Genomic DNA, 22,222 nt, shown 5'->3' with positions numbered 1-22,222 from the left:
TCGCATCGCGTCCTGGCCATCCTGGCAGGAAAACCGCCGGGGCCGCCAGAAAGGTTCCGGAGCCTAGCGGTTTTCCCCGGCGCTGTAGCGCAGCCACACCGCCTTTTCGCCCAGTTTCGCGACGAAGGCGGCATGGGCCAAAGCCTCGTCGGCGGTCAGGCGCGGCGCCAGCGCCCGGGGCCGCGGCCCGCGCGGGGCCAGGGGCGCGGCCACCGCGTTCGGCACCGCCACGCTCTGCCCGGCGCTTTCCAGCACCAGCCCGGGCTGGCGGCCGCCGCGCAGCGCCAGATAGACCTCGGCCAGAAGCTCGCTGTCCAGAAGCGCGCCGTGCAGCGTCCGCCCCGAATTGTCGACCCGGAACCGCCGGCACAAGGCGTCCAGCGAGTTCTGCGCCCCCGGGAACTGCATCCGGGCGATCTCCAGCGTGTCCACGGCGCGGGTATGGGGCATCACCGGATAGCCCGCCGTCCTCAGCTCCCAGTTCAGGAATTTCATGTCGAACTGGGCGTTGTGGATCACCAGCCGGGCGTCCTCGCCGATGAAGGCGATGAAGTCGGCGGCCACCTCGGCAAAGCGCGGCTTGTCGCGCAGGAAATCGTCGCCCAGGCCATGCACCTCGAAGGCCTCCTGCGGCATCGGGCGCTCGGGGTTGATGTAGACATGGAAGGTCCGGCCCGTGGGCAGGTGGTTCATCAGCTCCAGGGCGCCGATCTCGACGATGCGGTCGCCGCTGTCGGGGTCGAAGCCGGTGGTCTCGGTATCCAGGACGATCTCACGCATGGCGGCGTTTTGCCATGATCTCGGCGCAGATGTCCATGATCGCCGCCCGCGCGCCGTCAAGCGTCTCGGACGGGATCACCCAGTCGGCCAGGCGCCGCTTGTCCGCATCCGGCATCTGCCGCGCCAGGATCATCGCGAGCCCGGCCGCGTCCATGCCCGGCCGCGCCAGCACCCGCGCCCGCTGCACCTCGGGCGGGGCCGAGACCACCGCCACCCCGTCCATCTGCCGCTCCGCGCCGCCCTCATAGAGCAGCGGGATGTCCAGCACCACGATGGGCGCATCGCCCTGCGCGGCGACGAAAGCCGCGCGGTCGGCGGCGACCAGCGGATGCACGATCGCCTCCAGCCGCGCGAATCCGCCCGGATCGGCCGCCAGCTGCGCCTTCAGCGCGGCGCGGTCGATGCCGCCGTCGCGCAGCACGCCCGGAAAGGCCGCCGCGACCGGGGCCACCGCCGCCCCGCCCGGGGCGTAAAGCCGGTGCACCGCCGCATCCGCGTCCCAGACCGGATGCCCCAGCGCGCGAAAGATCCCCGAGGCGGTGGATTTCCCCATGCCGATGCCGCCGGTCAGGCCCAGCCGGAAGCTCATGCCAGCACGGCCGCGCGCAAGGCCTCGTCGACCTCGGGGCGGCGGCCGAACCAGCGCTCGAAGCCCGGCGCGGCCTGATGCAGCAGCATCCCCAGCCCGTCGACCACGCGGCAGCCGCGCGCCTGCGCCTCGACCAGGAAGGGCGTCATCAGCGGCGTATAGACCAGGTCGGTGGCCAGCGCGTCGGGCGACAGCGCGTCCAGCGGCACCCGCAGCGCCTCCTTGCCCGCCATGCCCATCGAGGTGGCGTTGACCACGGTCAGCGCCCCCTCCAGCATGTTGCCGGCCTGCGCCCAGTCATAGACCACGACCTTGGCGCCGAACTCGGCCTTGATCTGCTCGGCCCGGATGCGGGTGCGGTTGGCGATGCGCAGCTCGGGCACGCCGCTTTCCAGAAGCGAGGCGACCACGGCCCGCGCCGCACCGCCGGCGCCGATCACCGCCGCCGGCCCCAGGTCCGGAATCCAGTCCGGCGCCATCTGGCGGATATTGGCGATGAAGCCGTAACCGTCGGTATTGTCGGCATGGATCTTGCCGTCGGGGCGAAAGATCAGCGTGTTGGCGGCGCCGATCAGCGCGGCGCGGTCGGTGACGACATCGGCCAGCGCCAGAACCGACTCCTTGTGCGGGATGGTGACATTGGCGCCGACGAAACCCATGCGCGGCATGGCGCGCAGCACCTCGGCCAGGTGCTCGGGCATCACCGGCAGCGGCACGTAATGCCCGGAGATGCCATAGCGTTGCAGCCAATGCCCGTGCAGCCGGGGCGAGCGGGAATGGGCGATGGGCCAGCCCAGCACCGCGGCAAGCGGCGTGTTGCGGGGGGCGGCGGAGTCGGTCTCGGGCATGGCCTACCTTGCGCGTCTGGCAACCGGGGCGCGGACCCCGGCCGGTTCCTGTTGAACCGACAAGTGCAGATGGCCCGACCCGGGGTCAAGACGTATCGCCCCGGCCGTCGCGGGGCCATGGCAGGAATGCAACCCCCGGCTGTGCCTCGCCTCAGATCGCGCCCATCTCGGGCAGGTCGCCCTCGGCCACCAGGTCCTCCAGCGTCAGCGATTCGATCAGCAGCAGATAGGACCAGAACACCTGGCCGAACATGCGCCGCAGTCGGCAGCTGGCCTCGTCCTCGCAATCCTCGCAGCGCTGGTAGGAGCGCCGCGACAGGCAGGGCAGGGGCGCGATCGGCCCGTCGACCTGGCGCAACAATTCGCCGATGGAGATCTCCTTCGGCCGCTTGATCAGCACATAGCCGCCGGCCCGGCCGCGGCGCGAACCGACATAGCCGGCGTTGCGCAGCTCCAGCATGATATGCTCCAGAAAACGCTTCGGCGCGCCGGAACGCTGCGCGATCTCCTCGATCGTCAGCGCATGGCCGCCCGCGGCGACCTCGTCGGCCAGCGCCAGCAGGGCCTTGATGGCATATTTCGTCTTCTGCGAGATCATAACGAATCCTTAGTCTTGCCTGCCACATCATGCAATCTCTTCGGCAAGATTTCGCGCGCCCCTCTGGCATCGCCATGGAACCTTCGCCAGAACGTCATAGTTTTGACACATTGGCCGCGCATTCCTGCCGCGCAGCACCAAGGGGAGATCAACATGCGCATTGCCGTTCTGGGTGGAGACGGGTTCGTCGGCTGGCCCACCGCCCTGCATTTGTCGAACCTGGGCCACGAGGTCCATATCCTCGACAACCTGTCGCGGCGCTGGATCGACACCGAACTGGGCGTGCAGTCGCTGACGCCGATGGATTCCATCCAGGAACGCTGTCGGATCTGGCATCAGGAAACCGGGCGGCGCATCCATTTCCACCTGCTCAACCTGGCGACGGAATACGAGCGTCTCAAGTCCTGGCTCAGCGAGATCCGTCCCGATGCGGTGATCCATTTCGCCGAGCAGCGCGCCGCGCCCTATTCGATGAAGACCGACCGCCACAAGGTCTATACGGTCAACAACAACACCAACGCCACGCATAACCTGCTGGCGGCGCTGGTCGAAACCGGCATCGACGCGCATCTAGTCCACTTGGGCACCATGGGCGTCTATGGCTATTCCAGCGTCGGCGCGCCGATCCCAGAGGGCTATCTGGACGTGCAGATTGACACGCCCGCCGGCCCGCGCCAGCAGCAGATTCTGTATCCGACGCGGCCCGGCTCGGTCTATCACATGACCAAGTCGCTGGATCAGATCCTGTTCCAGTTCTATGCCCAGAACGACGGGTTGCGCATCACCGACCTGCACCAGGGCATCGTCTGGGGCACCCACACCGACCAGACCCGCCGGCACGAGCAGCTGATCAACCGCTTCGACTATGACGGCGACTATGGCACGGTGCTGAACCGCTTCCTGATCCAGGCCGCCATCGGCTATCCGCTGACCGTGCATGGCACCGGCGGCCAGACCCGCGCCTTCATCCACATCCAGGATTCGGTGCGCTGCATCGAACTGGCGCTGCAGGACGCCCCGGCGGCGGGCGAGCGGGTGCGGATCTTCAACCAGATGACCGAGACCCACCGCGTCCGCGACCTGGCTGAGCTGGTCGCGCGCCTGACCGGCGCCGAGGTCGCCTATCTGCCGAATCCCCGCAAGGAGGCCGAGGAGAACGACCTGATCGTCAAGAACGACCAGTTCCTGGCGCTGGGCCTGCAACCGATCACCCTGGCCGAGGGCCTGCTCTCCGAGGTGGTCGAGGTGGCGCGGAAATACGCCCATCGCATCGACCGCTCGCGCGTGCCGGCGGTCTCGGCCTGGACCCGCGACATCGCCAAGCGCGTCGAGCACGACCCCGAGGGCCGCAGGCTGCGTTCCGTATCGTGAGTTCCGGGCTGCATCTGACAGGCAAGGCGCGGTCCGACCGCGCCTTTGTCACGCTGGCGACCAACCCGGATTACGTCACCGGGGCGCGGGCACTGTTCAAGTCGCTCAAGCGCACCGGCACCACCGCCGACCTGGTGCTGCTCTATACCGAGCTGCCGGAAAATCTGATCGACGAGCTGTGTACGCTCGGTGTACGCGCGGTGCACGCGGATCTGCTGCCCACCTCCAGCGATTTCAACGCCTTGCATGCCCGCGACCGGGTGCATGGCATCGCCCCCTTCACCAAGGGCGAAAAGCCGCCCTTTCACACGCCGCTGGATAATTTCGTCAAGCTGCGGCTCTGGCAGCTGGATTATGCCCGCGTGGTGTTCATCGACGCCGACGCGCTGGTCTTGCAAAACATCGACCGGCTGTTTGACTACCCGGAATTCTCAGCCGCGCCAAATGTTTACGAGAGCCTGGCCGATTTCCACCGCCTGAATTCGGGCGTGTTCACGGCCCGCCCGTCGCCGGAAACCTTCGCGCGGATGCTGTCCGAACTCGACCAGCCCGGCCGCTTCTGGCGCCGCACCGACCAGACCTTTCTGGAACATTTCTTCCCGAACTGGCACGGCCTGCCGGTTTTCGACAATATGCTGCAATATGTCTGGCTGAACCTGCCCGAACTCTGGCGCTGGCAGGACATCCGCGTCCTGCACTATCAGTATGAAAAACCTTGGCAAAATCACGCCAAGGCCGAAGCGTTGCGCCCCCTGATCGAGCTTTGGCAGGCCCATGCCGGCGACGGGTCGGTGCCCGATCCGCGCGAGTTGCCGGGTCCGGCGCAGCCATGAAGATCGCGCTGACCGGCGCCTCGGGCCTCGTCGGCCGCTGGATCGCCCGAGCGGCGGTCGAGGCCGGCCACGACCTCGACCCCCTGCCCGGCTGGCGCCTGGGCCAGCCCGTTGATCTGTCAGGAAAAGATGCGCTGATCCACGCCGCCTTCCAACACATCCCCGGCCGCTATCGCGGCGGCGAGGGCGACGATCCGCAAGGTTTCATCCGCGCCAATCTCGACGGCTCTCTGGCGCTGTTCCAGGCCGCCCGCGCGCAAGGCGTGGCCCGCGTGCTGTTCCTCTCCAGCCGCGCCGTCCACGACGGCCACCCCGCCGGCATGGAGCTGCCAGACGAACTTTCCCCCGCGCCGACAAGCCTTTACGGCGAAGTGAAAGCCCAGGCCGAGGTCGCCCTTGCCGCCCTCGCGACCTCCGATTTCCGCACCGCCAGCCTGCGCCCGACCGGAGTCTACGGCCCCGGCCTGCCGCAGAAATGGGCCGGGCTGATCGCGGATTTCCTGGCCGGCACCACCCCCGCCCCCGCTGTCGCGACCGAGGTGCACGGCGCCGACCTGGGCCGCGCCGCCCTGGCCGTGCTGGAAGATCATGCAATGTCAGGCAGTTACAATGTCGGCGACCTGGTGCTGGACCGCCGCGACCTGTTGGCCGAGGTCGCGCGCCTGACCGGCTGCGCCACCCCGCTGCCGCCGCCCGGCGACCCGCGCCCGCTGCGCCGGCCGCTGAGCCGACGCTTGCAGGCCTTGGGCTGGCGCCCCGGCGGTCTGCCCCTGCTGCGCCGGCATCTGCCGGAGATTGTTGCGCAAATACAACCTGAGCAAGAAATCGCCGACAAATTAGATTAGAATCGTCAGGACTCTTGCCCGGACAGCGGTCCTGCGCCAGAAAAAGCCCGTACACGAGGATGTTGTTTCCCTGCACGAGGTTTGTTGCTTATGCGCGTGCTTTCGATCCTTTGCGGCCTGTCCTTTGCTGTCATGGCCGGCTATCTCCTTGCCCTTTCGCTTGGCGGCCTGCCGCTGAACCGGTTGCAACCGGTCATGTCGCCGCTGTCCTGGGCCATGCTGGCGCTGGCGGCCCTGGGTGCGGTGCTGGCTCTGCGCTCGCGCTGCGAGGGCTGGGCGCCGATGCTGGCCGGATGCGGCCTGTTCATGGCCTGCCAGCTTGTCGCGGCCCGCTTCGCCGGGCTGAACCTCAGCGCGCTGATGTGCCTCGCTGCCGCCGGCTTTGCGCTGCTGCCGCTGATGCACACGCCCAGCAGCTATTGGCGCGTCGCGGGGTGACAGCGCCGCGCAGCAAGGCTAGGTTCGGCGCATGCCCGATTACGACGACCTGACCGCCCGCATCCGCGCCCTGACCCGTGGCGAGACCGACGAGGTCGCGCTGATGGCGACCCTCGCCTGCGAGATCCACCATTCGGACGACCGGTTCGACTGGACCGGCTTCTATCGCGTCACCGCGCCCGAGACGCTGAAGATCGGCCCCTACCAGGGCGGCCACGGCTGCCTGGTCATCCCCTTCTCGCGCGGGGTCTGCGGTGCGGCGGCCCGGACGCGGCAGACCCAGCTGGTGCCCGATGTCGATGCCTTCCCGGGCCATATCGCCTGCGCCAGCTCGACCCGGTCCGAGCTGGTGATCCCGGTCCTCGGCGCCGGCGAGCAGCTGCTCGGCGTGCTTGACATCGACAGCAACCAGCCCGACGCTTTCACGGCGGAAGACGCCCAGCGGCTGCGGGAGATCCTGGATGAGTGCTTCGGACGCGGTTGAATTCACCGGCCATTGCCTGTGCGGCGGGATCCGGTTTCGCGGCACCTATGACGCGGGCCACGACCTGAAGGCCTGCCACTGCAGCCAGTGCCGGCGCTGGTCCGGCCATGTCTGGGCTGCGATCCTGCCGACATCGCTGCAGATCGAGGGTGAGCCGCTGTGGTACCGCGCCTCGGACGTCGCCCGGCGCGGCTTTTGCGGCACCTGCGGGTCGTCGCTGTTCTGGCAGCGCGACGGATCGGACGTGATCGACGTGGCGGCGGGTGCCATCGACGCGCCGACCGGGTTGCAATTGCAGGGCCATATCTTTGTCGCCGACAAGGGCGATTACTACGACATCGCCGACGGCCTGCCGCAGGACCCGGGCGAGAATTGACGCCGCCCGGCCCGCATAGCATATCCGCGCCAAAGCGAGGTTGAGCGATGATCTGGGACACGCTGGCGCAATTTCCCGCGCAGCAATTGCTGGCCTTCATGGCCGGGGCGCTGGTCTTGAACCTGACGCCCGGGCAGGACGTGCTTTTCGCCAGCGCCTGCGGCATCCAGAGCGGACCCAGGGCCGGCGCGCTGGCGGGCCTGGGCGTCGGCATCGGCGGGTCGGTGCATGTGGCTTTCTGCGCGCTGGGGCTGGGGGCGCTGGTGGCGGCCCAACCCGGCGCGCTGGCCGCGATCAAGTCTCTGGGCGCGGTCTATCTGCTGATCCTGGCCTGGAAAAGCTGGCATGCGACGCCGACGGACAATGCCGCGCAACCCGCCCGCAGTCCCGGCAACCTGGTCGGGCGCGGGGCGCTGGCGAACCTGCTGAACCCCAAGCCGATCCTGTTCCTGCTGGCCTTTCTGCCGCAGTTCACCCGGCCGGAATACGGGCCGGTGGGCCAGCAGGTGCTGGCGCTGGGGCTGATGTTCGTCTGCTCGGGCACGCTGGTCACCATGGGCTACGGCATGGCCGCCGGGCTGGCCGGCCGGGCGATGGCGGCGCGGATGCGGGTGGTGAACCGCCTTGCCTCGGTCCTGTTCGCCGGGCTGGCGCTGCGGCTGGTCTGGAAATGAGCTTCGTCTATCAGCCGACCGAGGCGCAGCCCCGCGTGATCCATGCCGATCACGAGGTGCTGGTGGTGGACAAGCCGGCCGGGCTGCTGTCGGTGCCGGGCCGCGGCGAGGACCGCGCCGATTGCCTGATCGAGCGGCTGCGCGGCGCCTTTCCAACCGTGCTTCTGGTGCATCGGCTGGACATGGACACGTCGGGCGTCATGGTCTTCGGCCTGACGCCGCATGCGCAGCGGCATCTGTCGAAGCAGTTCGAGGATCGGCGGACGAAAAAGACCTATGTCGCCCGGCTGTGGGGCCGGCTCGAGCCGAAATCCGGCACCGTTGACCTGCCGCTGATCGTCGACTGGCCGAACCGGCCGCGCCAGAAGGTCGATCATGCCGAGGGCCGGCCGGCGCAGACCGATTGGCGGGTGATGAAGGCCTCGGATGCCGAGACCCGGGTGCGGCTGACGCCGCTGACCGGGCGCAGCCACCAGCTGCGCGTGCATATGGCGGCGCTGGGCCATCCGATCCTGGGCGATCCGCTTTACGCGACCGGCGCCGCCGCCGATTTCCCCCGGCTGATGCTGCATGCCGAGAGCCTGCGTTTCAAGCATCCCGAAAGCGGGGTGATGCTGGGCTTCAACGCGCCGGTCCCGTTCTGAACCGCTTCTGCCAGTGGCGCGCTCGGGATCGGGTATTTGGAAAACGGAAAGTGCCGGTCGGCGCGGAACCGGCCCTGCCGCTGCGGGTTGAACGGGCAGTCGGGAAAGGGAGAGCGGCATGGACAAGGTGAAATTCAGTCGTCGCGGGGCGCTGCTTGCCGGTGGCAGCCTGCCTGTGCTGATGGCATTGCCGGCCCGGGCGCAGACCGCGCCGGCGGCAGAGGCGGAGAAGCCGGCTTTTGCCGGAAAGGTGCATGGCATCCGCCTGGGCGGGTTCGAGCTGACCACCGTGCTGGGCGGCACCGGCAGCAGCGAGAATCCGATCGCGACCTTCGGCTTGAATGCCGAGCCGGCCGAGTTCGAGGCGGTGAGCAAGGCGAATTTCATTCCCTCGGACCGCACGGGCGGGTCCTATACGCCCACGCTGCTGCGCACCGCCGATGCGCTGGTGCTGTTCGACACCGGCATGCAGCCCGAGAATACCGTGGCCTCGCTGGCCGTGGCCGGGGTCAAGCCCGAGGATGTCACCCATGTCGTGCTGACGCATATGCATGGCGACCATATCGGCGGGCTGATGGACGGCGAGGCGCCGGTCTTTGCCAATGCCGAGCTGGTCGCCTCGCGCCCCGAGGCGGATTACTGGGCGGCCAATGCGGGCGATGTCTATAATGCCAAGGTGAAGCCCCTGATCGACAAGGCACGGCTGTTCGAGGAGGATGGCGAGATCCTGCCCGGCATCCGTGCCGAGGCGGCCCATGGCCATACGCCCGGCCATACCACCTATCTGCTGGAGAGCGAGGGGCAAAAGCTGCTGCTGACCGGCGACAGTTTCAACCACTATGTCTATTCGGTCGAGCGGCCGGAATGGCATGTGCGTTTCGACGTCGACAAAGAGGCCGGCGCCGCGACCCGCAAGCGGGTCCTGGTGCGGCTGGCCAGCGAGATGATTCCCTTTGTCGGCTATCACATGCCGTTCCCGGCGCTGGGCTTCATCGCGCCGAACAGCGCCGGCAGCTATCGCTATGTGCCGGCGACATATCAGTTCGGCTGAAGGTTGAAGACCCGGCTGGGGTGCACCTCTCCGCCCATATAGCGGCCGATGCACAGCGCGCGGCCCTCGCGGCTGACCCAGACCTCCTCGCCGAATTCGGCATGGCCCAGCACCTGGCCGGGGTTGCCGTTCAGGATGCGCGTGGCGCCCATCTCGGTCGCCTGAAGCTGCGGCAGGTCGGCCAGCGCAGCTTGCAGGGGCAAGAGCGCCGCCTCGATCTCGGCCTGGTTGGCGCGGTCGATGCGGTCGAAACCGATGCCGTCCTCGGCGTCGAAGGGGCCGGACCAGATCCGCCGCAGCCGGGCGACATGGCCAAGGCAGCCCAAGGCCCGCCCGAGGTCGCGGGCGATGCTGCGGACATAGCCGCCCTTGCCGCAGACCATGCGCAACTCGGCCGTGTCGGGCGTGCTGCCCAGCAGTTCCAGCGATTCCACCCAGAGCGGCCGGGCGGCAAGCGCGACCGCCTCGCCTTCGCGGGCGAGGTCATAGGCGCGCTCGCCATCGACCTTGACGGCCGAGACATTGGGCGGCACCTGCATGATCTCGCCGGTGAAGGCCGGCAGGGCGGCGCGGATCGCGGCCGCGTCCGGGCGGATGTCGCTGGTTTTCAGCACCGCGCCCGAGGCGTCGTCGCTGGCGGTCTCGGCGCCCCAGTTGACGGTGAAGTCATAGGCCTTCAGCGCCTCGGTCAGGATCGGCACGGTCTTGGTCGCCTCGCCCAGTGCGATGGCCAGCACCCCGGTCGCATCCGGGTCCAGCGTGCCGGCATGGCCGGCCTTCTTCGCGTCCAGCGCCCAGCGGACCTTGCCCACCACGTCGGTCGAGCCCACGCCCGCGGGCTTGTCCACGATCAGCCAACCGTGGATCTCGCGCCCTTTTTTCCGTGCCATTATTCCTGTTCCGTATAGCCGATGATCGGTCCCAGCCGGCGCCCGAAATCGGCGCGGTTGAGCGCGGGGGCATACAGCCTGGAGATCGAGCCGTCAAAGTAAAGCGCATCGCGGGCGCCGAGTCCGTCGCGGAACAGCCGGCCGAATTCGTGGAAGGTGACCGCGCGGTCCGAGATCGCGAACCAGGCCGTCTGGCCATCGGGCGAGACGCCGACGCCGTTCCGGATATAGCGGCTGTCCGAATCGACCAGGAAGCGCGGGTGCAGCGCGCCGTCGATCACCAGCATCGGCCCGGATTGCGTGGCAAGGCGGCATTGCGGCGGCGCCTTGGCGAAGGCGCGGCTTTCGATCACCTGATAGGGGCGCGCGCCGCCGGTGCAGAAGACGCCGTTCGGCAGCATGCCGAAATTGTCGTTGCTGGCGCCGGTGACGATGTCATGGGCCTTGTCGCCATTGCTGAGGTAAAGCCCGACCGGGGTGTAATCGGCGTGATACATGCCGGCGTTCATGGCGAAAGCCAAGGTTTCGCCGGGGGCTAGGGTGCGGCGGACGGCGGTGAAATCGCCCAGCACCTTGCCGTCCGGCCCGTTCAGCCACAGCTTCAGCCCCGGCTCCTGCGCGGCCTCGAGCGTGCAGACGACATAGCCCTGGCCGTCGAAATCGCGCTTTTCGCAGATCCCGGCCACGGCGGGCAGGGTCATGGCGATCAGCGCGCCGATCGCCAGGCCCAGCCGGCGCTTCAGGTCAGTCCTCATCGTCTTCGTCGTGTTCCACATCGCGGCGCACACGCTCGTCGGCGAACATGCGGCGGGTGTCGTCCATACGGTCGAAGGTCTCGTCCAGCACGAAGCGCAGCTGCGGCGCGTATTTCAGCGTCATCGCCTTGGCGACCAGGTGGCGCAGCTCGGGCGCGTTGCGGCGCAGGGCGGCCAGCGCCTCTTCGGCATCGCGGCCGCCCAAGGGCAGCACATAGGCCGTCGCGACCTTGAGGTCGGGCGAGGTCTTCACCTCTCCCACGGTGATCGAGTGCCGGTTCAGGTCCGGGTCGTGGACATCCGCCCGGGCCAGGACATCGGAAAGCGTACGGCGGATCAATTCGCCCACGCGCAGCTGGCGCTGCGAGGGACCATTGCCGGAATGAAAGCGGTTCTGTGCCATGGCGCAGATGTAGGGGGTCGCGGGCCGGGCCGCAACGGGATAGAACGGGCGCAAACGGGGGATGACGCATGGATAGACCGGGAATCGCGATTACGGGCGCCTCGGGGCGCATGGGGCAGATGCTGGTGCGCACGGTGCTGGAATCGGATCAGGCCCGGCTGGTCGGCGCCATCGAGCGGCCCGGCAGCCCCTGGATCGGCCGCGACCTGGGCGAGGTAATGGGCGGTCCCGCCCTGGGGATCACGGTCACCGACGACCCGGTCGAGGCCATCGCCAAGGCGCAGGCGGTGATCGACTTCACCACGCCCGAGGCGACGCTGGCTTTCGCCGAGCTGGCCGCGCAGGCCCGCGCCGTGCATGTCATCGGCACCACCGGCTTTTCGCCCGAGCAGCTGGCCGCGCTGAAACCCGCCGCCCGCCATGCCCCGATCATCCGCGCCGGCAACATGAGCCTGGGCGTCAACCTGCTGGTCGGGCTGACCCGCAAGGTCGCGGCCGCCCTGGGCGAGGATTGGGACGTCGAGGTGGTCGAGGCGCATCACAACCGCAAGGTGGACGCCCCCTCCGGCACCGCCCTGATGCTGGGCGAGGCCGCCGCCGAGGGGCGCGGCCGCAGCCTGGACGAATTGCGCACCCCGGCGCGCGAGGGCATCACCGGCGCCCGCGCGCCCGGCAGCATCGGCTTTGCCGCCATCCGCGGCGGCGACGTGGTGGGTGAGCATGACGTGATCTTCGCCACGGCGGGCGAGCGCGTGGTGCTGCGCCATCTTGCCACCGACCGCGCCATCTTTGCCCGCGGCGCGCTCAGGGCGGCGCTGTGGGGCCAGGACAAGGGGCCGGGCGAATATGACATGGCGGATGTGCTTGGCCTCTGACGCCGGGGCGCTTAGGTTCAGGCCATGACCCTGCTTGCGACGCTTGATCTTGCCGATGCCGATCTGACCGCCTGCCTGGCGCGGGTGATGGCTGCGGTCCTGAAACCCGGCGACGTGATCGCCCTGCAAGGCCCGGTCGGCGCCGGCAAGACGCATTTCGCCCGCGCCTTCATCCGTGCCCGCCAGGGCGAGGCGGCCGAGGACGTGCCGAGCCCGACCTTCACCCTGGTCCAGACCTATGCCGACCCCTTGGGGACCGAGATCTGGCACGCCGACCTCTATCGCCTGACCCATCCCGAGGAACTGGCCGAGCTGGGCCTGGACGAGGCGATGCAGGACGGCATCGTTCTGGTCGAATGGCCCGACCATGGCACCGCCCTGCCCGACCCGCTGACCGTCGGCCTCGACCCCGATGCCGACGACCCCGACCAGCGCCGGATCACGCTTTCGGGCGCCGAGCCGCGCTGGGGCTTTGCCGCCCGCCTGCCCAGCCTCGCCCGGCTGATCCACCGCGCCGGCTGGGCGGATGCGCGGCTGGTTCCGCTGGCGGGCGACGCCTCGTCGCGGCGCTATTTCCGGCTGATCGACGGGGACCGCAGCGCCGTGCTGATGGATGCCGCGCCCGGCACCACCGACGGCTATGTCGCCATGACGCAATGGCTGCGGCATCGCGATTTCCACGCGCCCGAGATCCTGGCCGCCGACCAGCACGAGGGGCTTTTGCTGCTGGAAGACCTGGGCGACGACCTGGTGGCCCGGGTGCTCGCGGCCGAGCCGGCACTGGCGCCGCGGGTCTATGACCGCATGACCGACCTGCTGGTCGCGCTGCATCGCCATCAGCCGCCGGATTTCGTCCTGCGCCTCGACGGGCCGGAACTGGCGCGGCAGGTCGGGCTTTTCGCCGAATACTACCCCGCCGCCGCCGGCGCGCCGGGCTTCGGCGCCGGGATCGCGCCGACCGTCGAGGCGCTGCATGGCGCGCTTTGTGCCGATGCGCCGCCGGTGCTGGGGCTGCGCGACTTCCACGCCGAGAACCTGGTCTGGCGGGGCGACGCGCCCCTGGGCCTGCTGGATTTCCAGGACGCGGTGGCCGTGCATCCGGCCTATGACCTGGTCTCGGCCCTGCAGGACGCCCGCCGCGACGTGGCGCCCGAGGTCGAACAGGCGCAGATCGACCGCTATATCGCCGCGGCCGGGGTCGATGGCGCGCGCTTCCGCGCCGCCTATGCGCTTCTGGGCGCGCAGAGGAACCTGCGCATCCTGGGCATCTTCACCCGGCTGGCGCAGCGCGAGGGCAAGCGGCGTTATCTTGCCTTCATGCCCCGGGTCTGGGACGCCATCCGGCGCGACCTGGCGCATCCGGCGCTGGCGCCGCTGGCCGAGGCCATGGCGGGCATTCCCGCGCCCACGCCCGAGGTGATCGAAAGGATCGCCGGATGAGCCTGCCGTTGATGATCTTTGCCGCGGGCAAGGGCACCCGCATGGCGCCCTTGACCGATACCGTGCCGAAACCCTTGATCCCGGTTGCCGGCCGCACCCTGCTGGACCGGGCGCTGGATCTGGGTCGCGCGGCAGGGGTCGGGCCGGTGGTGGTCAATATCCACCATCTCGGCCACCAGGTCCGTGATCACATCGGCGCGCAGGCGGCGATTTCCGATGAAACCGACCTGCTGCTGGACACCGGCGGCGGCCTGCGCAAGGCCTTGCCGCTGCTGGGCGCCGGTCCTGTGATCACAATGAACCCCGATGTGATCTGGACCGGCCCGAACCCGATCCGCGCGCTGCTTGCGGGTTGGCGCGAGGATATGGACGCGCTCTTGATGCTGGTGCCCATCGCCCGGACGCATGGCCGCCAGGGCGGCGGCGATTTCAGCCTCGGCCCCGACAACCACCTGATCCGCAAGGGCGATCTGGTCTATGGCGGCGCGCAGATCATCCGCCCCGACCGGCTGGAGGAGATCCCCGAGACGGTGTTCTCGCTGAACCTGCTCTGGGACCGGCTGATCGCCGAGGGCCGCGCCTTTGGCCTGGTCCATGCCGGCGCATGGTGCGACGTCGGCCGGCCCGACTGCATCCCGCTGGCCGAGGAGCTGCTCGGTGGCTGACTGGCAAGGCGGCCTTTACGCCCTGCCCTGCGGCGCCGATTTCGCCGGCGCCTTTGCCGAGGGATTGATCGCGCGGATGCGCCACCGCCCGCCGCAGGACATGGCGCGGGTGACGGTCTATGCCAACGCGGGCCAGTCGCTGCTGGCGCTGCGCGATGCGCTGGTCTGGCGCGGGCCGCTGGTGCTGCCGCAGCTGCGGCTGATTGCCGACATCGGCGGCGGCGCGGCGACCGCGCCCTTGGCCCGGCGGCTGGAGTTGGGCCGGCTGATCGACGCCGCGCTGCGCGCCCAGCCCGACCTGGCGCAGGGCCAGTCGGTGCCGGAACTCGCGGCCTCGCTGGCCGGGCTGATGGCCGAGATGCAGCTGGAAGGGCTGGACGCCACGGCGCTGGACCGCATCGACGCCAGCGAGCATGCCCAGCATTGGGGCCGGGCGCTGGCCTTCCTGAAGATCGCCGCCGGCTATTACCTGACCGACCCGCCGCAGGATCGCGAGAGCCGGCAGCGCGCCGCGGCCGAGCGGCTGGCGGCCGCCTGGGCGCGGGGCGAAATGCTGCCCGAGGGGCCGGTGCTGGTCGCCGGCTCGACCGGCTCGCATGGCGCGACGCGGGACTTCATGCGCGCCGTCGCCCGGCTGCCGATGGGCGCCGTGGTGCTGCCCGGCTTCGACCCCGACCTGCCGCAGCCGGTCTGGGACAGCCTCGACGCCCGGGCCGAGGATCACCCGCAGGCCCGCTATGCCCCCTTCCTGGCCGAGTTCGGCCCGCCGCGCGACTGGCTGCCCGGCGCCGCCCCCGACCCGGCGCGCAACCGCCTGATTTCCCTGGCCCTGCGCCCTGCCCCGGTCACCGACCAATGGATCACCGAGGGCCCTGCGCTCGGCCCCTTGCCGCCCGCCACCGCGAACCTGACCCTGATCGAGGCCGAGCAGCCCGGCCACGAGGCCGAGGCCATCGCCCTGATCATCCGCCAGGCGGTCGAGCACGCCGAGCCCGTCACGCTGATCGCTGCCGACCGGATGCTGACCCGGCGCGTGCAATCCGCGCTGGACCGCTGGGGCATCATCCCGGACGATTCGGCCGGCCAGCCGCTGCCGCTGACCGCGCCGGGCCTGTTCCTGCGCCATGTCGCCGACCTGAACGGGGCCGAGCTGATGATCGACGGCCTCTTGGTGCTGCTGAAGCATCCGGTCACCGCGACAGGGCTGGGTGCGGAATACCGCCGTGATCACAACCTCCACAGCCGCGACCTGGAACTGGCGCTGCGCCGCGACGGCCCGGCCTTTCCCGAGGGCGCGGCCCTGCGCCAATGGGCCGAGCGCGGTGACGAGAAAAGCAAGCCCTGGGCGCTGTGGCTGGCCGGCCTGCTGGACCGGATCGTGCCCTTGGCCCGCGACCGCGCCCCGCGTCCGCTGGCGGCGCGGCTCTCCGAATTGCGCGCCCTGGCCGAGGATCTGGCCGCCGGCCCGGGCGGCAGCGCCGATGCCTCCGAGCTTTGGGGCAAGGCCGCCGGCGGTCTGGCGCGCGGCGTGCTGGACCATTTGGCCGCCCATGCTGCCCTGGGCCACGACCTGCGCCCCGGCGAATTCCGCGACCTGCTGCATGGCGAATTGCAGGCCCAGGCGGTGCGCCAGGACGTGGCCGCGCATCCGCTGGTCCGCTTCCGCGGCCCGCGCGAGGCCCGCTCCGAGGCGGTGGGCCAGGTCATCCTGGCCGGCCTGAACGAGGGCGGCTGGCCGCAGGCCCTGCCCCCGGACCCCTGGCTGTCGCGGCCGATGCGGCTGGCGGCCGGGCTGACCCTGCCCGAGCGGCGCGTGGGCCTGTCCGCGCATGACTTCCAGCAGGCCGCCGGCGCCGCGCAGGTGATCCTGACCCGCGCCCGCCGCGACGCCGAGGCCGAGACCATCCCGGCGCGCTGGCTGAACCGGCTGACCAACCTGCTGGGCGGCCTGCCCGCGCAGGACGGCCCCCGCGCCCTGGCCGAGATGCGCGCGCGCGGACGGTTCTGGCTGGACCTGGCCGAGGCCCAGGCCCGGCCGGCGCAGCACCTGCCCCGCGCCGCGCGGCCCTCGCCGATCCCGCCCGCCCCGGCGCTGGCGGAAATGTCGGTGACCGAGGTCCGGACGCTGATCCGCGACCCCTATGCCGTCTATGCCCGCCGCGTGCTGGGGCTGCGGGCGCTCGAGCCCTTGCGTCCCGAACCCGACGCCGCCGACCGCGGCAATGCGCTGCACGCGATCATGGACCGCTTCCTGCGCGGCCTGCCCGACCTGCCGGAAACCCCCGAGGTGATGCGCGACCGCCTGCTTGTGATCACAGACGCGGTGCTGGCCGAACAGGTGCCCTGGCCCTCGGCCCGGCTGTTCTGGCGCGCGCGCATCAATGGCGTCGCGGATCGGCTGATGGCGGACGAGGCGGTGCGGCTGCAACAGGGCCGCCCGGTGCTGGTCGAGGACCGCGGCGCGCTGGCCGTGCCCGGCGCCGATTTCCGCCTGACCGCGCGGCCCGACCGGCTGGACCGGCTGACGGATGGCCGGGTGCAGGTCTATGACTACAAGTCCGGCAAGCCGCCGACCGACAAGCAGGTCGCGCATTTCGACAAGCAGCTGCCGCTGGAGGCGGCAATGGTCGAGCTGGGCGGCTTTCCGCGCCTTGGCCCGGCCGAGGTCGCCGGCATCAGCTATATCCAGCTGGGTGGCGAGGGCAGGACCGAGCCGCGCGACTTCGGCCCCGGCCAGGCCCTTGAAACCTGGCAGGGTTTCGTCGCGCTGATCGGGCTTTACCTGCGCGGCGAGCGCGGCTTCACCGCCCGCCTGGCGATGGAGCGCAGCGACCATGCCAGCGATTACGACCACCTGTCGCGGCACGGCGAATGGGACGCGACCGACCCCGCGACGCCCGAGAGGTTTGCCGATGGATGAGGCCACCCTGGCGCAGGTGCGGGCGGCGGAACCCCTGCGCTCGACCTGGCTCACCGCCAACGCGGGCTCGGGCAAGACCCGGGTGCTGACCGACCGGGTGGCGCGGCTTCTGCTGGCCGGGACGGCGCCCGAGCGAATCCTGTGCCTGACCTATACCAAGGCCGCCGCCAGCGAGATGCAGAACCGCCTGCTGAAGCGCCTGGGCGAATGGGCCATGCTGCCCGAGCCTGCCCTGCGCGCCGAACTGGCCCGGCTGGGCGAGAGCGCCGCCCCCGACCTGCCCGCCGCGCGCCGGCTGTTCGCGCGGGCCATCGAGACGCCGGGCGGGCTGAAGGTGCAGACCATCCACAGCTTCTGCGCCGGCGTGCTGCGCCGCTTTCCGATCGAGGCCGGCGTGCCGCATGGCTTCACCGAGCTTGACGACCGCAGCGCCGCGCTGATCCGCGCCGAGATCATCGAGGACATGGCGCATGAGGATCATCCCGCCTTGCAAGACCTGCTGGCGCTGCATTCGGGCGAGAAGCTCGACGCTTTCCTGGCCGGTCTGCGGGGGTTCGATGCCCCCGCGGACCGGGACGCGCTCTGGGCGGCCTGCGGTCTGGCCCCGGGCGCCGACATGGCCGGGCTGCTGGCCCAGACCTTCGCCGACGGCGCGCGGGTCATCCCGGCGCTGATCCCGCATCTGCTGAAATCGGGGCCCAACGATCAGAAGGCGGCGGCGAGGCTGGCGGCCGGCGACTGGGTGCAGCCGGGCGCGGCGGAACTCGCGATCCTGGAATCGGTGCTGCTGAACGGGGCAGGGGCCAAGGAACCCTTTGCGCCGAAATACGACAGCTTCCCGACCAAGGCGCTGCGCAGCGGCCCCTGCGCCGGGCTGATGGACGATCTGGCGATCCTGATGGAGCGGGTGGCCGATGCCCGCCTGCCGCGCATCGCCCTGGCCCATGCCCAGAAGTGCCTGGCGCTGCACCGTTTCGGCCACGCCTTCCTGTCCCGCTATCGCGCGCAGAAGGCGGCGGGCGGCCATCTGGATTTCGACGACCTGATCGAGCGCACGGCGCGGCTTCTGTCCGAAGGCAGCATGGCGCAATGGGTGCTGTTCCGGCTGGACGGCGGCATCGACCACATCCTGGTCGACGAGGCGCAGGACACCAGCCCGGCGCAATGGCAGGTGATCCAGCGCCTGACCGACGAATTCACCGCCGGGCAGGGCGCGCGGGATCACACGCGCAGCCTTTTCGTCGTCGGCGACCCGAAACAGTCGATCTACAGCTTCCAGGGCGCCGATATCGCCGTCTTCGAGGCCCGCCGCGCCGGTTTCGCCGCCGGTTTCGAGGCGGTCGAGCAGCCGATGCAGGTGCTGGAACTGCGCCATTCCTTCCGCAGCTCGCCCGCGATCCTGGCGCTGGTCGACCAGGTTTTTGCCGGCGATGCCGCGCGGGGGCTGGGCGATCCGCCGCAGCACCGCGCCTTTCGCGCCGCCATGCCCGGCCGGGTGGACCTGTGGCCGGCGATTCCCAAGCCCGAGAAGCCCGCGCCCGGCGACTGGACCGACCCGGTGGACAAGCCGGCCGAGAACGCGGAAACCACGCAGCTGGCCCGCGCCATTGCCGAAGGCATTGCGGCGATGCTGGGGCAGCCGATCCTGGACGGCAAGACCGGCGCGGTGCGCCGCATCCGGGCCGGCGATGTGCTGATCCTGGTGCAGCGCCGCTCGGACCTGTTCCAGGAGATCATCGCGGCGCTGAAATCCGCCGGCCTGCCGGTCGCCGGCGCCGACCGGCTGAAGCTGGGCGGCGAGATCGCGGTGCAGGACATCCGTGCGCTGCTTTCGGTGCTGGCCACGCCCGAGGACGACCTGTCGCTGGCCGCCATCCTGCGCTCGCCGCTGTTCGGCCTTAGCGAGGAACAGCTTTACTGGCTGGCCCGGGGCCGCAAGCGCGGCGAATACCTGTGGCGGCGCCTGCGCGATTCGGACCATCGCGAGGCGGTCGAGATCCTGTCGGACCTGATGGGTCAGACCGGATTCCTGCGCCCCTATGACCTGATCCAGCGCCTGCTGATCCGCCACGGCGGCCGCGCGCGGCTGATCGCCCGGCTGGGTCCCGAGGCGCAGGACGGCATCGATGAGCTGCTGTCGCAGGCGCTGCGCTATGAGGCCAGCGAGACGCCCTCGCTGACCGGCTTCCTGGTCTGGCTGGCCGGCGACGAGATCGAGGTGCGCCGCCAGCCCGGCAGCGCCGGCGATGGCGAGGGGCTGATCCGGGTGATGACCGTGCATGGCTCGAAGGGGTTGGAAAGCCCCATCGTCATCATGCCCGATTGCGCCAAGCGCCGCGCCCCGCGCGAGGCGCCGGTGTTGCCGGGCGCGGATGGCCTGGCGCTGTGGCGCGGCCGCAAGGGCGAGCGGCCGGACCCGGTCGAGGCGCTGGCCGAGGAACAGACCGGCCGCCAGCTCGAGGAAAGGAAGCGCCTGCTCTATGTCGGGCTGACCCGCGCCGAAAGCTGGCTGATCGTCGCCGCGGCGGGCGAGACCGATGCCGAAAGCTGGCATGGCATGGTCGAGGCCGGCTTTGCCCGCAGCAGCCTGGCTGAGCGCCGCATCCCGTCGCTCTGGGGCGATATCCGGCGCCTGGAATGGGGCGACTGGCCCGAGGCGGCGCCCGACAGCCCGCCCCGGACCCGGCCCGTGGCCGCGTTGCCCGACTGGCTGTCGGCGCCGCTGCCGCCGGTTCCGGCCAAGCGGCGTCCGGTGTCGGCCTCGGGTCTGGGCGGCGCCAAGGTGATCGGCGGCGGGGCAGGGGACGCCGAGGCGGCGATGCTGTTCGGCACCCGGCTGCACCTGCTTCTGGAGCATCTGCCCGGCCGCGACCCCGCCGAATGGCCGGTGCTGGCCCGCGACCTGCTGGCCGATGCCGAGGGCGGGCTGCCCGGCCCGGACGCGCTGGCGCAGCTTCTCTTCGAGGCCCGGGCCGTGACCGAGGCGCCCGAGCTTTCCCAGGTCTTCGCGCTGCCCGAAGGCGGCGCGCTTTTCCGCGAACTGGCGCTGGCCGCGCCGGTGCCGGGCATCGGCGTGGTGCTGGGCCAGATCGACCGGCTTGTGATCACAAAGGACCGGCTGCTGGCGGTGGACTACAAGTCGAACCGCGAGGTGCCGGCCGGTCCCGGGGAGGTGCCGCTGGGCATCCTGCGCCAGATGGCCGCCTATCGCGACGCGCTGCGGGCGATCTGGCCCGGGCACCGGGTCGAGATGGCCGTGCTGTGGACGGCGACGCGCAGCCTGATGCCGCTGCCCGATGCGCAGCTGGATGCGGTGCTGGCGGCCCTTGACCCCGGTGCCGCGGGTGCCTAGCTCTTGGAGACATTCCTGCCGGATCCCTCCGGCATTGCGCAGGAGCATCCCATGGCCAATACCCAAGCCGTTACCGACGCCGATTTCGACAGCGAAGTGCGCCAGTCCGCGACCCCCGTCGTCGTGGATTTCTGGGCGGAGTGGTGCGGCCCCTGCCGGCAGATCGGCCCCTCGCTGGAAGAGCTGGCGGCCGAGTATCAAGGCCGCGTCAAGATCGTCAAGGTGAACGTGGACGAGAACCCGGAAAGCCCGGCCGCCCTGGGCGTGCGCGGCATTCCGGCGCTGTTCCTGTTCAAGGACGGCCAGGTGGTCTCGAACAAGATCGGCGCCGCGCCCAAGGCCGCGCTGAAGGCCTGGATCGACGATTCGATCTGATCGGGACGGATTTCCGCAAAGGGCGGCGGGTCAGATCGGCCAGCCGCCCTTTCGCATGGCGGCCAGGATGCGCTCCGGCGCCTCGGGGCGGCTGGCGTTGATCGACTGCTCTTGCAGGAACCACCACAGATAGCGGGCGAAATCCGGGGCGTGGCTTCCGGCCGCCGCCAGCGCCGGGCCGGGGCCGAGGTCGGCCACGTTCAGCCCGATATGGTGAAAGTCGATCTGCCCGAACAGCACCGCCGGCTTGCCGAGGATATAGCCGTCGAAACCCACGCCGCTGTTCTGCGTCGCGACGAAGGCGCAGTCGCGCAAGAACTGGCCCGTGTCGCCGCCGATGCGCAGGTTCGGGTGGCGCCTGGCCAGCCGGGCCAGCGCGGCATGGTCGGCGGCATCGTAGCTTTCCCTGGGATGCAGGGTCGCAACGGTGGGCCGGCCGCTGGCGGCGACATGCTCCAGCATCTGGACCGGGCTCATGGTCTGGAACGAGCGGCAGCGGCGGATATGCCCCTGCAGCGGCACCAGCACCGGCCCCGTCCGCGCAGGCGGCGGGCCGGGCAGCACCCGTTCGCGCAGGGCGCGGGCGAATGCCTCGGCCGGGGCGGGGTCCACCGTCGCCGGGTCGAAGCGGGCCTGCGCCACCCGGAAGCGCCAGCGCTGCTGCGTGGTCTCGATGCGCCAGAACGGATAGTGATAGGCGCGGCGAAAGCTCAGCGCCCGGTCATGCGTCGGCGGCTGCATGTGAAACAGCGCATAGCCGTCCCGGCGCGGGGCGGTGCGGCGCGCCTCGGGGCCGGTCTCGTGCCATTCGACGCGCCAGCCCCGCGATTCCACGGCCGCCTTCAGCACGTTCAGGAAATTCATCTTGCCCGCCCGCGTCATGTGCAGCAGCGGGCCCTCCAGGTAGACGCGCAGGATCGGAGCGTGAGTCATGGCCGGCAGGCTAGCGGTGCCGAGCGGGTTGCGAAAGAGGCGGGCCGGTCATATCTGAGCCGCAACAGGAATGCGGAGAGCAC

23 protein-coding genes are annotated in these 22,222 nt (G+C 70.3%); 15 read left to right on the top strand and 8 right to left on the bottom strand.

Annotation, left to right across the window (positions count from 1 at the left end):
* Positions 1 to 63: 63 nt before the first annotated feature.
* From dnaQ to ASV56_RS08545, 4 genes are all read right to left on the bottom strand, one after another.
* Entirely contained in the window at positions 64 to 780 is a 717-nt protein-coding gene (gene dnaQ / locus ASV56_RS08560) for a DNA polymerase III subunit epsilon (RefSeq protein ID WP_062561603.1), read from the bottom strand.
* Positions 773 to 1,369: a dephospho-CoA kinase gene (gene coaE / locus ASV56_RS08555; protein WP_062561602.1), complete on the bottom strand. Its 597-nt coding sequence runs from the start codon at positions 1,367 to 1,369 to the stop codon at positions 773 to 775. Before coaE ends, dnaQ begins: the two co-directional genes overlap by 8 nt.
* The gene (locus tag ASV56_RS08550; protein ID WP_062561601.1) at positions 1,366 to 2,217 is read right to left on the bottom strand and encodes a shikimate dehydrogenase; all 852 of its coding nucleotides are present in this window, start codon (positions 2,215 to 2,217) and stop codon (positions 1,366 to 1,368) included. Before ASV56_RS08550 ends, coaE begins: the two co-directional genes overlap by 4 nt.
* Positions 2,218 to 2,368: 151 nt before the next feature.
* The gene (locus ASV56_RS08545; RefSeq protein WP_017999077.1) at positions 2,369 to 2,815 is read right to left on the bottom strand and encodes an RrF2 family transcriptional regulator; all 447 of its coding nucleotides are present in this window, start codon (positions 2,813 to 2,815) and stop codon (positions 2,369 to 2,371) included.
* A 153-nt stretch (positions 2,816 to 2,968) separates the two neighbouring features.
* On the opposite strand from ASV56_RS08545, the gene ASV56_RS08540 reads away from it, so the two are divergent.
* The 9 genes from ASV56_RS08540 to ASV56_RS08500 all read left to right on the top strand — a co-directional run bounded on the left by ASV56_RS08540 (position 2,969) and on the right by ASV56_RS08500 (position 9,531).
* Positions 2,969 to 4,186, top strand: a complete 1,218-nt coding sequence (locus ASV56_RS08540) for an NAD-dependent epimerase/dehydratase family protein (protein WP_062561600.1) — start codon at positions 2,969 to 2,971, stop codon at positions 4,184 to 4,186.
* Complete coding sequence (locus ASV56_RS08535; RefSeq protein WP_062561599.1) at positions 4,183 to 5,019, top strand: glycosyltransferase; 837 nt, start codon at positions 4,183 to 4,185, stop codon at positions 5,017 to 5,019. The genes ASV56_RS08540 and ASV56_RS08535 overlap by 4 nt, the downstream gene beginning before the upstream one ends.
* Positions 5,016 to 5,864: an NAD-dependent epimerase/dehydratase family protein gene (locus ASV56_RS08530; protein ID WP_062561598.1), complete on the top strand. Its 849-nt coding sequence runs from the start codon at positions 5,016 to 5,018 to the stop codon at positions 5,862 to 5,864. The genes ASV56_RS08535 and ASV56_RS08530 overlap by 4 nt, the downstream gene beginning before the upstream one ends.
* A gap of 90 nt (positions 5,865 to 5,954) precedes the next feature.
* The gene (locus tag ASV56_RS08525) at positions 5,955 to 6,302 is read left to right on the top strand and encodes a hypothetical protein (RefSeq protein WP_062561597.1); all 348 of its coding nucleotides are present in this window, start codon (positions 5,955 to 5,957) and stop codon (positions 6,300 to 6,302) included.
* Positions 6,303 to 6,333: 31 nt separating this feature from the next.
* Complete coding sequence (locus ASV56_RS08520) at positions 6,334 to 6,786, top strand: GAF domain-containing protein (RefSeq protein WP_062561596.1); 453 nt, start codon at positions 6,334 to 6,336, stop codon at positions 6,784 to 6,786.
* On the top strand, positions 6,764 to 7,162 hold the full coding sequence (locus ASV56_RS08515) for a GFA family protein (RefSeq protein WP_062561595.1): 399 nt from the start codon (positions 6,764 to 6,766) through the stop codon (positions 7,160 to 7,162). Before ASV56_RS08520 ends, ASV56_RS08515 begins: the two co-directional genes overlap by 23 nt.
* A gap of 47 nt (positions 7,163 to 7,209) precedes the next feature.
* Positions 7,210 to 7,836 carry a LysE family translocator gene (locus tag ASV56_RS08510; protein ID WP_062561594.1) on the top strand — a complete coding sequence of 209 codons (627 nt, stop codon included), beginning with the start codon at positions 7,210 to 7,212 and terminating at the stop codon, positions 7,834 to 7,836.
* A complete protein-coding gene (locus tag ASV56_RS08505) occupies positions 7,833 to 8,480 on the top strand; it encodes an RluA family pseudouridine synthase (RefSeq protein ID WP_062561593.1) in 648 nt (215 codons plus the stop codon). Before ASV56_RS08510 ends, ASV56_RS08505 begins: the two co-directional genes overlap by 4 nt.
* 118 nt (positions 8,481 to 8,598) lie before the next feature.
* Positions 8,599 to 9,531: an MBL fold metallo-hydrolase gene (locus tag ASV56_RS08500; RefSeq protein WP_062561592.1), complete on the top strand. Its 933-nt coding sequence runs from the start codon at positions 8,599 to 8,601 to the stop codon at positions 9,529 to 9,531.
* On the opposite strand, the gene truB is transcribed toward ASV56_RS08500, so the two are convergent.
* From truB to rbfA, 3 genes are read right to left on the bottom strand one after another with little or no spacing between them, the layout of a single operon-like run.
* On the bottom strand, positions 9,519 to 10,421 hold the full coding sequence (gene truB / locus ASV56_RS08495) for a tRNA pseudouridine(55) synthase TruB (RefSeq protein WP_062561591.1): 903 nt from the start codon (positions 10,419 to 10,421) through the stop codon (positions 9,519 to 9,521). The two genes, ASV56_RS08500 and truB, sit on opposite strands and share 13 nt — an antisense overlap.
* Positions 10,421 to 11,176 (bottom strand): phosphodiester glycosidase family protein, encoded by a 756-nt coding sequence (locus ASV56_RS08490; protein ID WP_062561590.1) that lies wholly within the window; start codon positions 11,174 to 11,176, stop codon positions 10,421 to 10,423. Before ASV56_RS08490 ends, truB begins: the two co-directional genes overlap by 1 nt.
* Positions 11,166 to 11,579, bottom strand: coding sequence for a 30S ribosome-binding factor RbfA (gene rbfA, locus ASV56_RS08485; RefSeq protein WP_062562288.1), 414 nt, complete (start codon positions 11,577 to 11,579; stop codon positions 11,166 to 11,168). Before rbfA ends, ASV56_RS08490 begins: the two co-directional genes overlap by 11 nt.
* A gap of 68 nt (positions 11,580 to 11,647) precedes the next feature.
* On the opposite strand from rbfA, the gene dapB reads away from it, so the two are divergent.
* The 6 genes from dapB to trxA are packed head-to-tail and all read left to right on the top strand — an operon-like array spanning position 11,648 to position 21,206.
* Positions 11,648 to 12,454 carry a 4-hydroxy-tetrahydrodipicolinate reductase gene (gene dapB, locus ASV56_RS08480; RefSeq protein WP_062561589.1) on the top strand — a complete coding sequence of 269 codons (807 nt, stop codon included), beginning with the start codon at positions 11,648 to 11,650 and terminating at the stop codon, positions 12,452 to 12,454.
* A gap of 24 nt (positions 12,455 to 12,478) precedes the next feature.
* Positions 12,479 to 13,894, top strand: coding sequence for a tRNA (adenosine(37)-N6)-threonylcarbamoyltransferase complex ATPase subunit type 1 TsaE (tsaE, locus tag ASV56_RS08475; RefSeq protein ID WP_062561588.1), 1,416 nt, complete (start codon positions 12,479 to 12,481; stop codon positions 13,892 to 13,894).
* A complete protein-coding gene (locus tag ASV56_RS08470; RefSeq protein WP_062561587.1) occupies positions 13,891 to 14,559 on the top strand; it encodes a nucleotidyltransferase family protein in 669 nt (222 codons plus the stop codon). Before tsaE ends, ASV56_RS08470 begins: the two co-directional genes overlap by 4 nt.
* On the top strand, positions 14,552 to 17,479 hold the full coding sequence (addB, locus tag ASV56_RS08465; RefSeq protein WP_062561586.1) for a double-strand break repair protein AddB: 2,928 nt from the start codon (positions 14,552 to 14,554) through the stop codon (positions 17,477 to 17,479). The genes ASV56_RS08470 and addB overlap by 8 nt, the downstream gene beginning before the upstream one ends.
* The gene (addA, locus tag ASV56_RS08460; RefSeq protein WP_062561585.1) at positions 17,472 to 20,831 is read left to right on the top strand and encodes a double-strand break repair helicase AddA; all 3,360 of its coding nucleotides are present in this window, start codon (positions 17,472 to 17,474) and stop codon (positions 20,829 to 20,831) included. Before addB ends, addA begins: the two co-directional genes overlap by 8 nt.
* Before the next feature lie 51 nt (positions 20,832 to 20,882).
* Positions 20,883 to 21,206 (top strand): thioredoxin, encoded by a 324-nt coding sequence (gene trxA / locus ASV56_RS08455; RefSeq protein WP_062561584.1) that lies wholly within the window; start codon positions 20,883 to 20,885, stop codon positions 21,204 to 21,206.
* A gap of 30 nt (positions 21,207 to 21,236) precedes the next feature.
* Here the strand turns inward: trxA and ASV56_RS08450 are convergent, their stop codons facing one another.
* Positions 21,237 to 22,139, bottom strand: coding sequence for a hypothetical protein (locus ASV56_RS08450; RefSeq protein ID WP_062561583.1), 903 nt, complete (start codon positions 22,137 to 22,139; stop codon positions 21,237 to 21,239).
* Between the last annotated feature and the right edge of the window lie 83 nt (positions 22,140 to 22,222).

The sequence above is a fragment of the Paracoccus aminovorans genome (assembly GCF_001546115.1).
GTDB classification, from domain to species: Bacteria; Pseudomonadota; Alphaproteobacteria; order Rhodobacterales; family Rhodobacteraceae; genus Paracoccus; species Paracoccus aminovorans_B.
This window is presented reverse-complemented; position numbering and strand designations above follow the sequence as displayed.

Coding starts and splice junctions, on each gene's coding strand:
- tsaE (WP_062561588.1), top strand. CDS start 12,479: ATGACCCTGCTTGCGACGCTTGATCTTGCCGATGCCGATCTGACCGCC.
- ASV56_RS08490 (WP_062561590.1), bottom strand. CDS start 11,176: ATGAGGACTGACCTGAAGCGCCGGCTGGGCCTGGCGATCGGCGCGCTG.
- dnaQ (WP_062561603.1), bottom strand. CDS start 780: ATGCGTGAGATCGTCCTGGATACCGAGACCACCGGCTTCGACCCCGAC.
- coaE (WP_062561602.1), bottom strand. CDS start 1,369: ATGAGCTTCCGGCTGGGCCTGACCGGCGGCATCGGCATGGGGAAATCC.
- ASV56_RS08550 (WP_062561601.1), bottom strand. CDS start 2,217: ATGCCCGAGACCGACTCCGCCGCCCCCCGCAACACGCCGCTTGCCGCG.
- dapB (WP_062561589.1), top strand. CDS start 11,648: ATGGATAGACCGGGAATCGCGATTACGGGCGCCTCGGGGCGCATGGGG.
- ASV56_RS08530 (WP_062561598.1), top strand. CDS start 5,016: ATGAAGATCGCGCTGACCGGCGCCTCGGGCCTCGTCGGCCGCTGGATC.
- ASV56_RS08520 (WP_062561596.1), top strand. CDS start 6,334: ATGCCCGATTACGACGACCTGACCGCCCGCATCCGCGCCCTGACCCGT.
- trxA (WP_062561584.1), top strand. CDS start 20,883: ATGGCCAATACCCAAGCCGTTACCGACGCCGATTTCGACAGCGAAGTG.
- ASV56_RS08510 (WP_062561594.1), top strand. CDS start 7,210: ATGATCTGGGACACGCTGGCGCAATTTCCCGCGCAGCAATTGCTGGCC.
- addA (WP_062561585.1), top strand. CDS start 17,472: ATGGATGAGGCCACCCTGGCGCAGGTGCGGGCGGCGGAACCCCTGCGC.
- rbfA (WP_062562288.1), bottom strand. CDS start 11,579: ATGGCACAGAACCGCTTTCATTCCGGCAATGGTCCCTCGCAGCGCCAG.
- ASV56_RS08515 (WP_062561595.1), top strand. CDS start 6,764: ATGAGTGCTTCGGACGCGGTTGAATTCACCGGCCATTGCCTGTGCGGC.
- ASV56_RS08505 (WP_062561593.1), top strand. CDS start 7,833: ATGAGCTTCGTCTATCAGCCGACCGAGGCGCAGCCCCGCGTGATCCAT.
- ASV56_RS08470 (WP_062561587.1), top strand. CDS start 13,891: ATGAGCCTGCCGTTGATGATCTTTGCCGCGGGCAAGGGCACCCGCATG.
- truB (WP_062561591.1), bottom strand. CDS start 10,421: ATGGCACGGAAAAAAGGGCGCGAGATCCACGGTTGGCTGATCGTGGAC.
- ASV56_RS08545 (WP_017999077.1), bottom strand. CDS start 2,815: ATGATCTCGCAGAAGACGAAATATGCCATCAAGGCCCTGCTGGCGCTG.
- ASV56_RS08450 (WP_062561583.1), bottom strand. CDS start 22,139: ATGACTCACGCTCCGATCCTGCGCGTCTACCTGGAGGGCCCGCTGCTG.
- ASV56_RS08500 (WP_062561592.1), top strand. CDS start 8,599: ATGGACAAGGTGAAATTCAGTCGTCGCGGGGCGCTGCTTGCCGGTGGC.
- ASV56_RS08540 (WP_062561600.1), top strand. CDS start 2,969: ATGCGCATTGCCGTTCTGGGTGGAGACGGGTTCGTCGGCTGGCCCACC.
- ASV56_RS08525 (WP_062561597.1), top strand. CDS start 5,955: ATGCGCGTGCTTTCGATCCTTTGCGGCCTGTCCTTTGCTGTCATGGCC.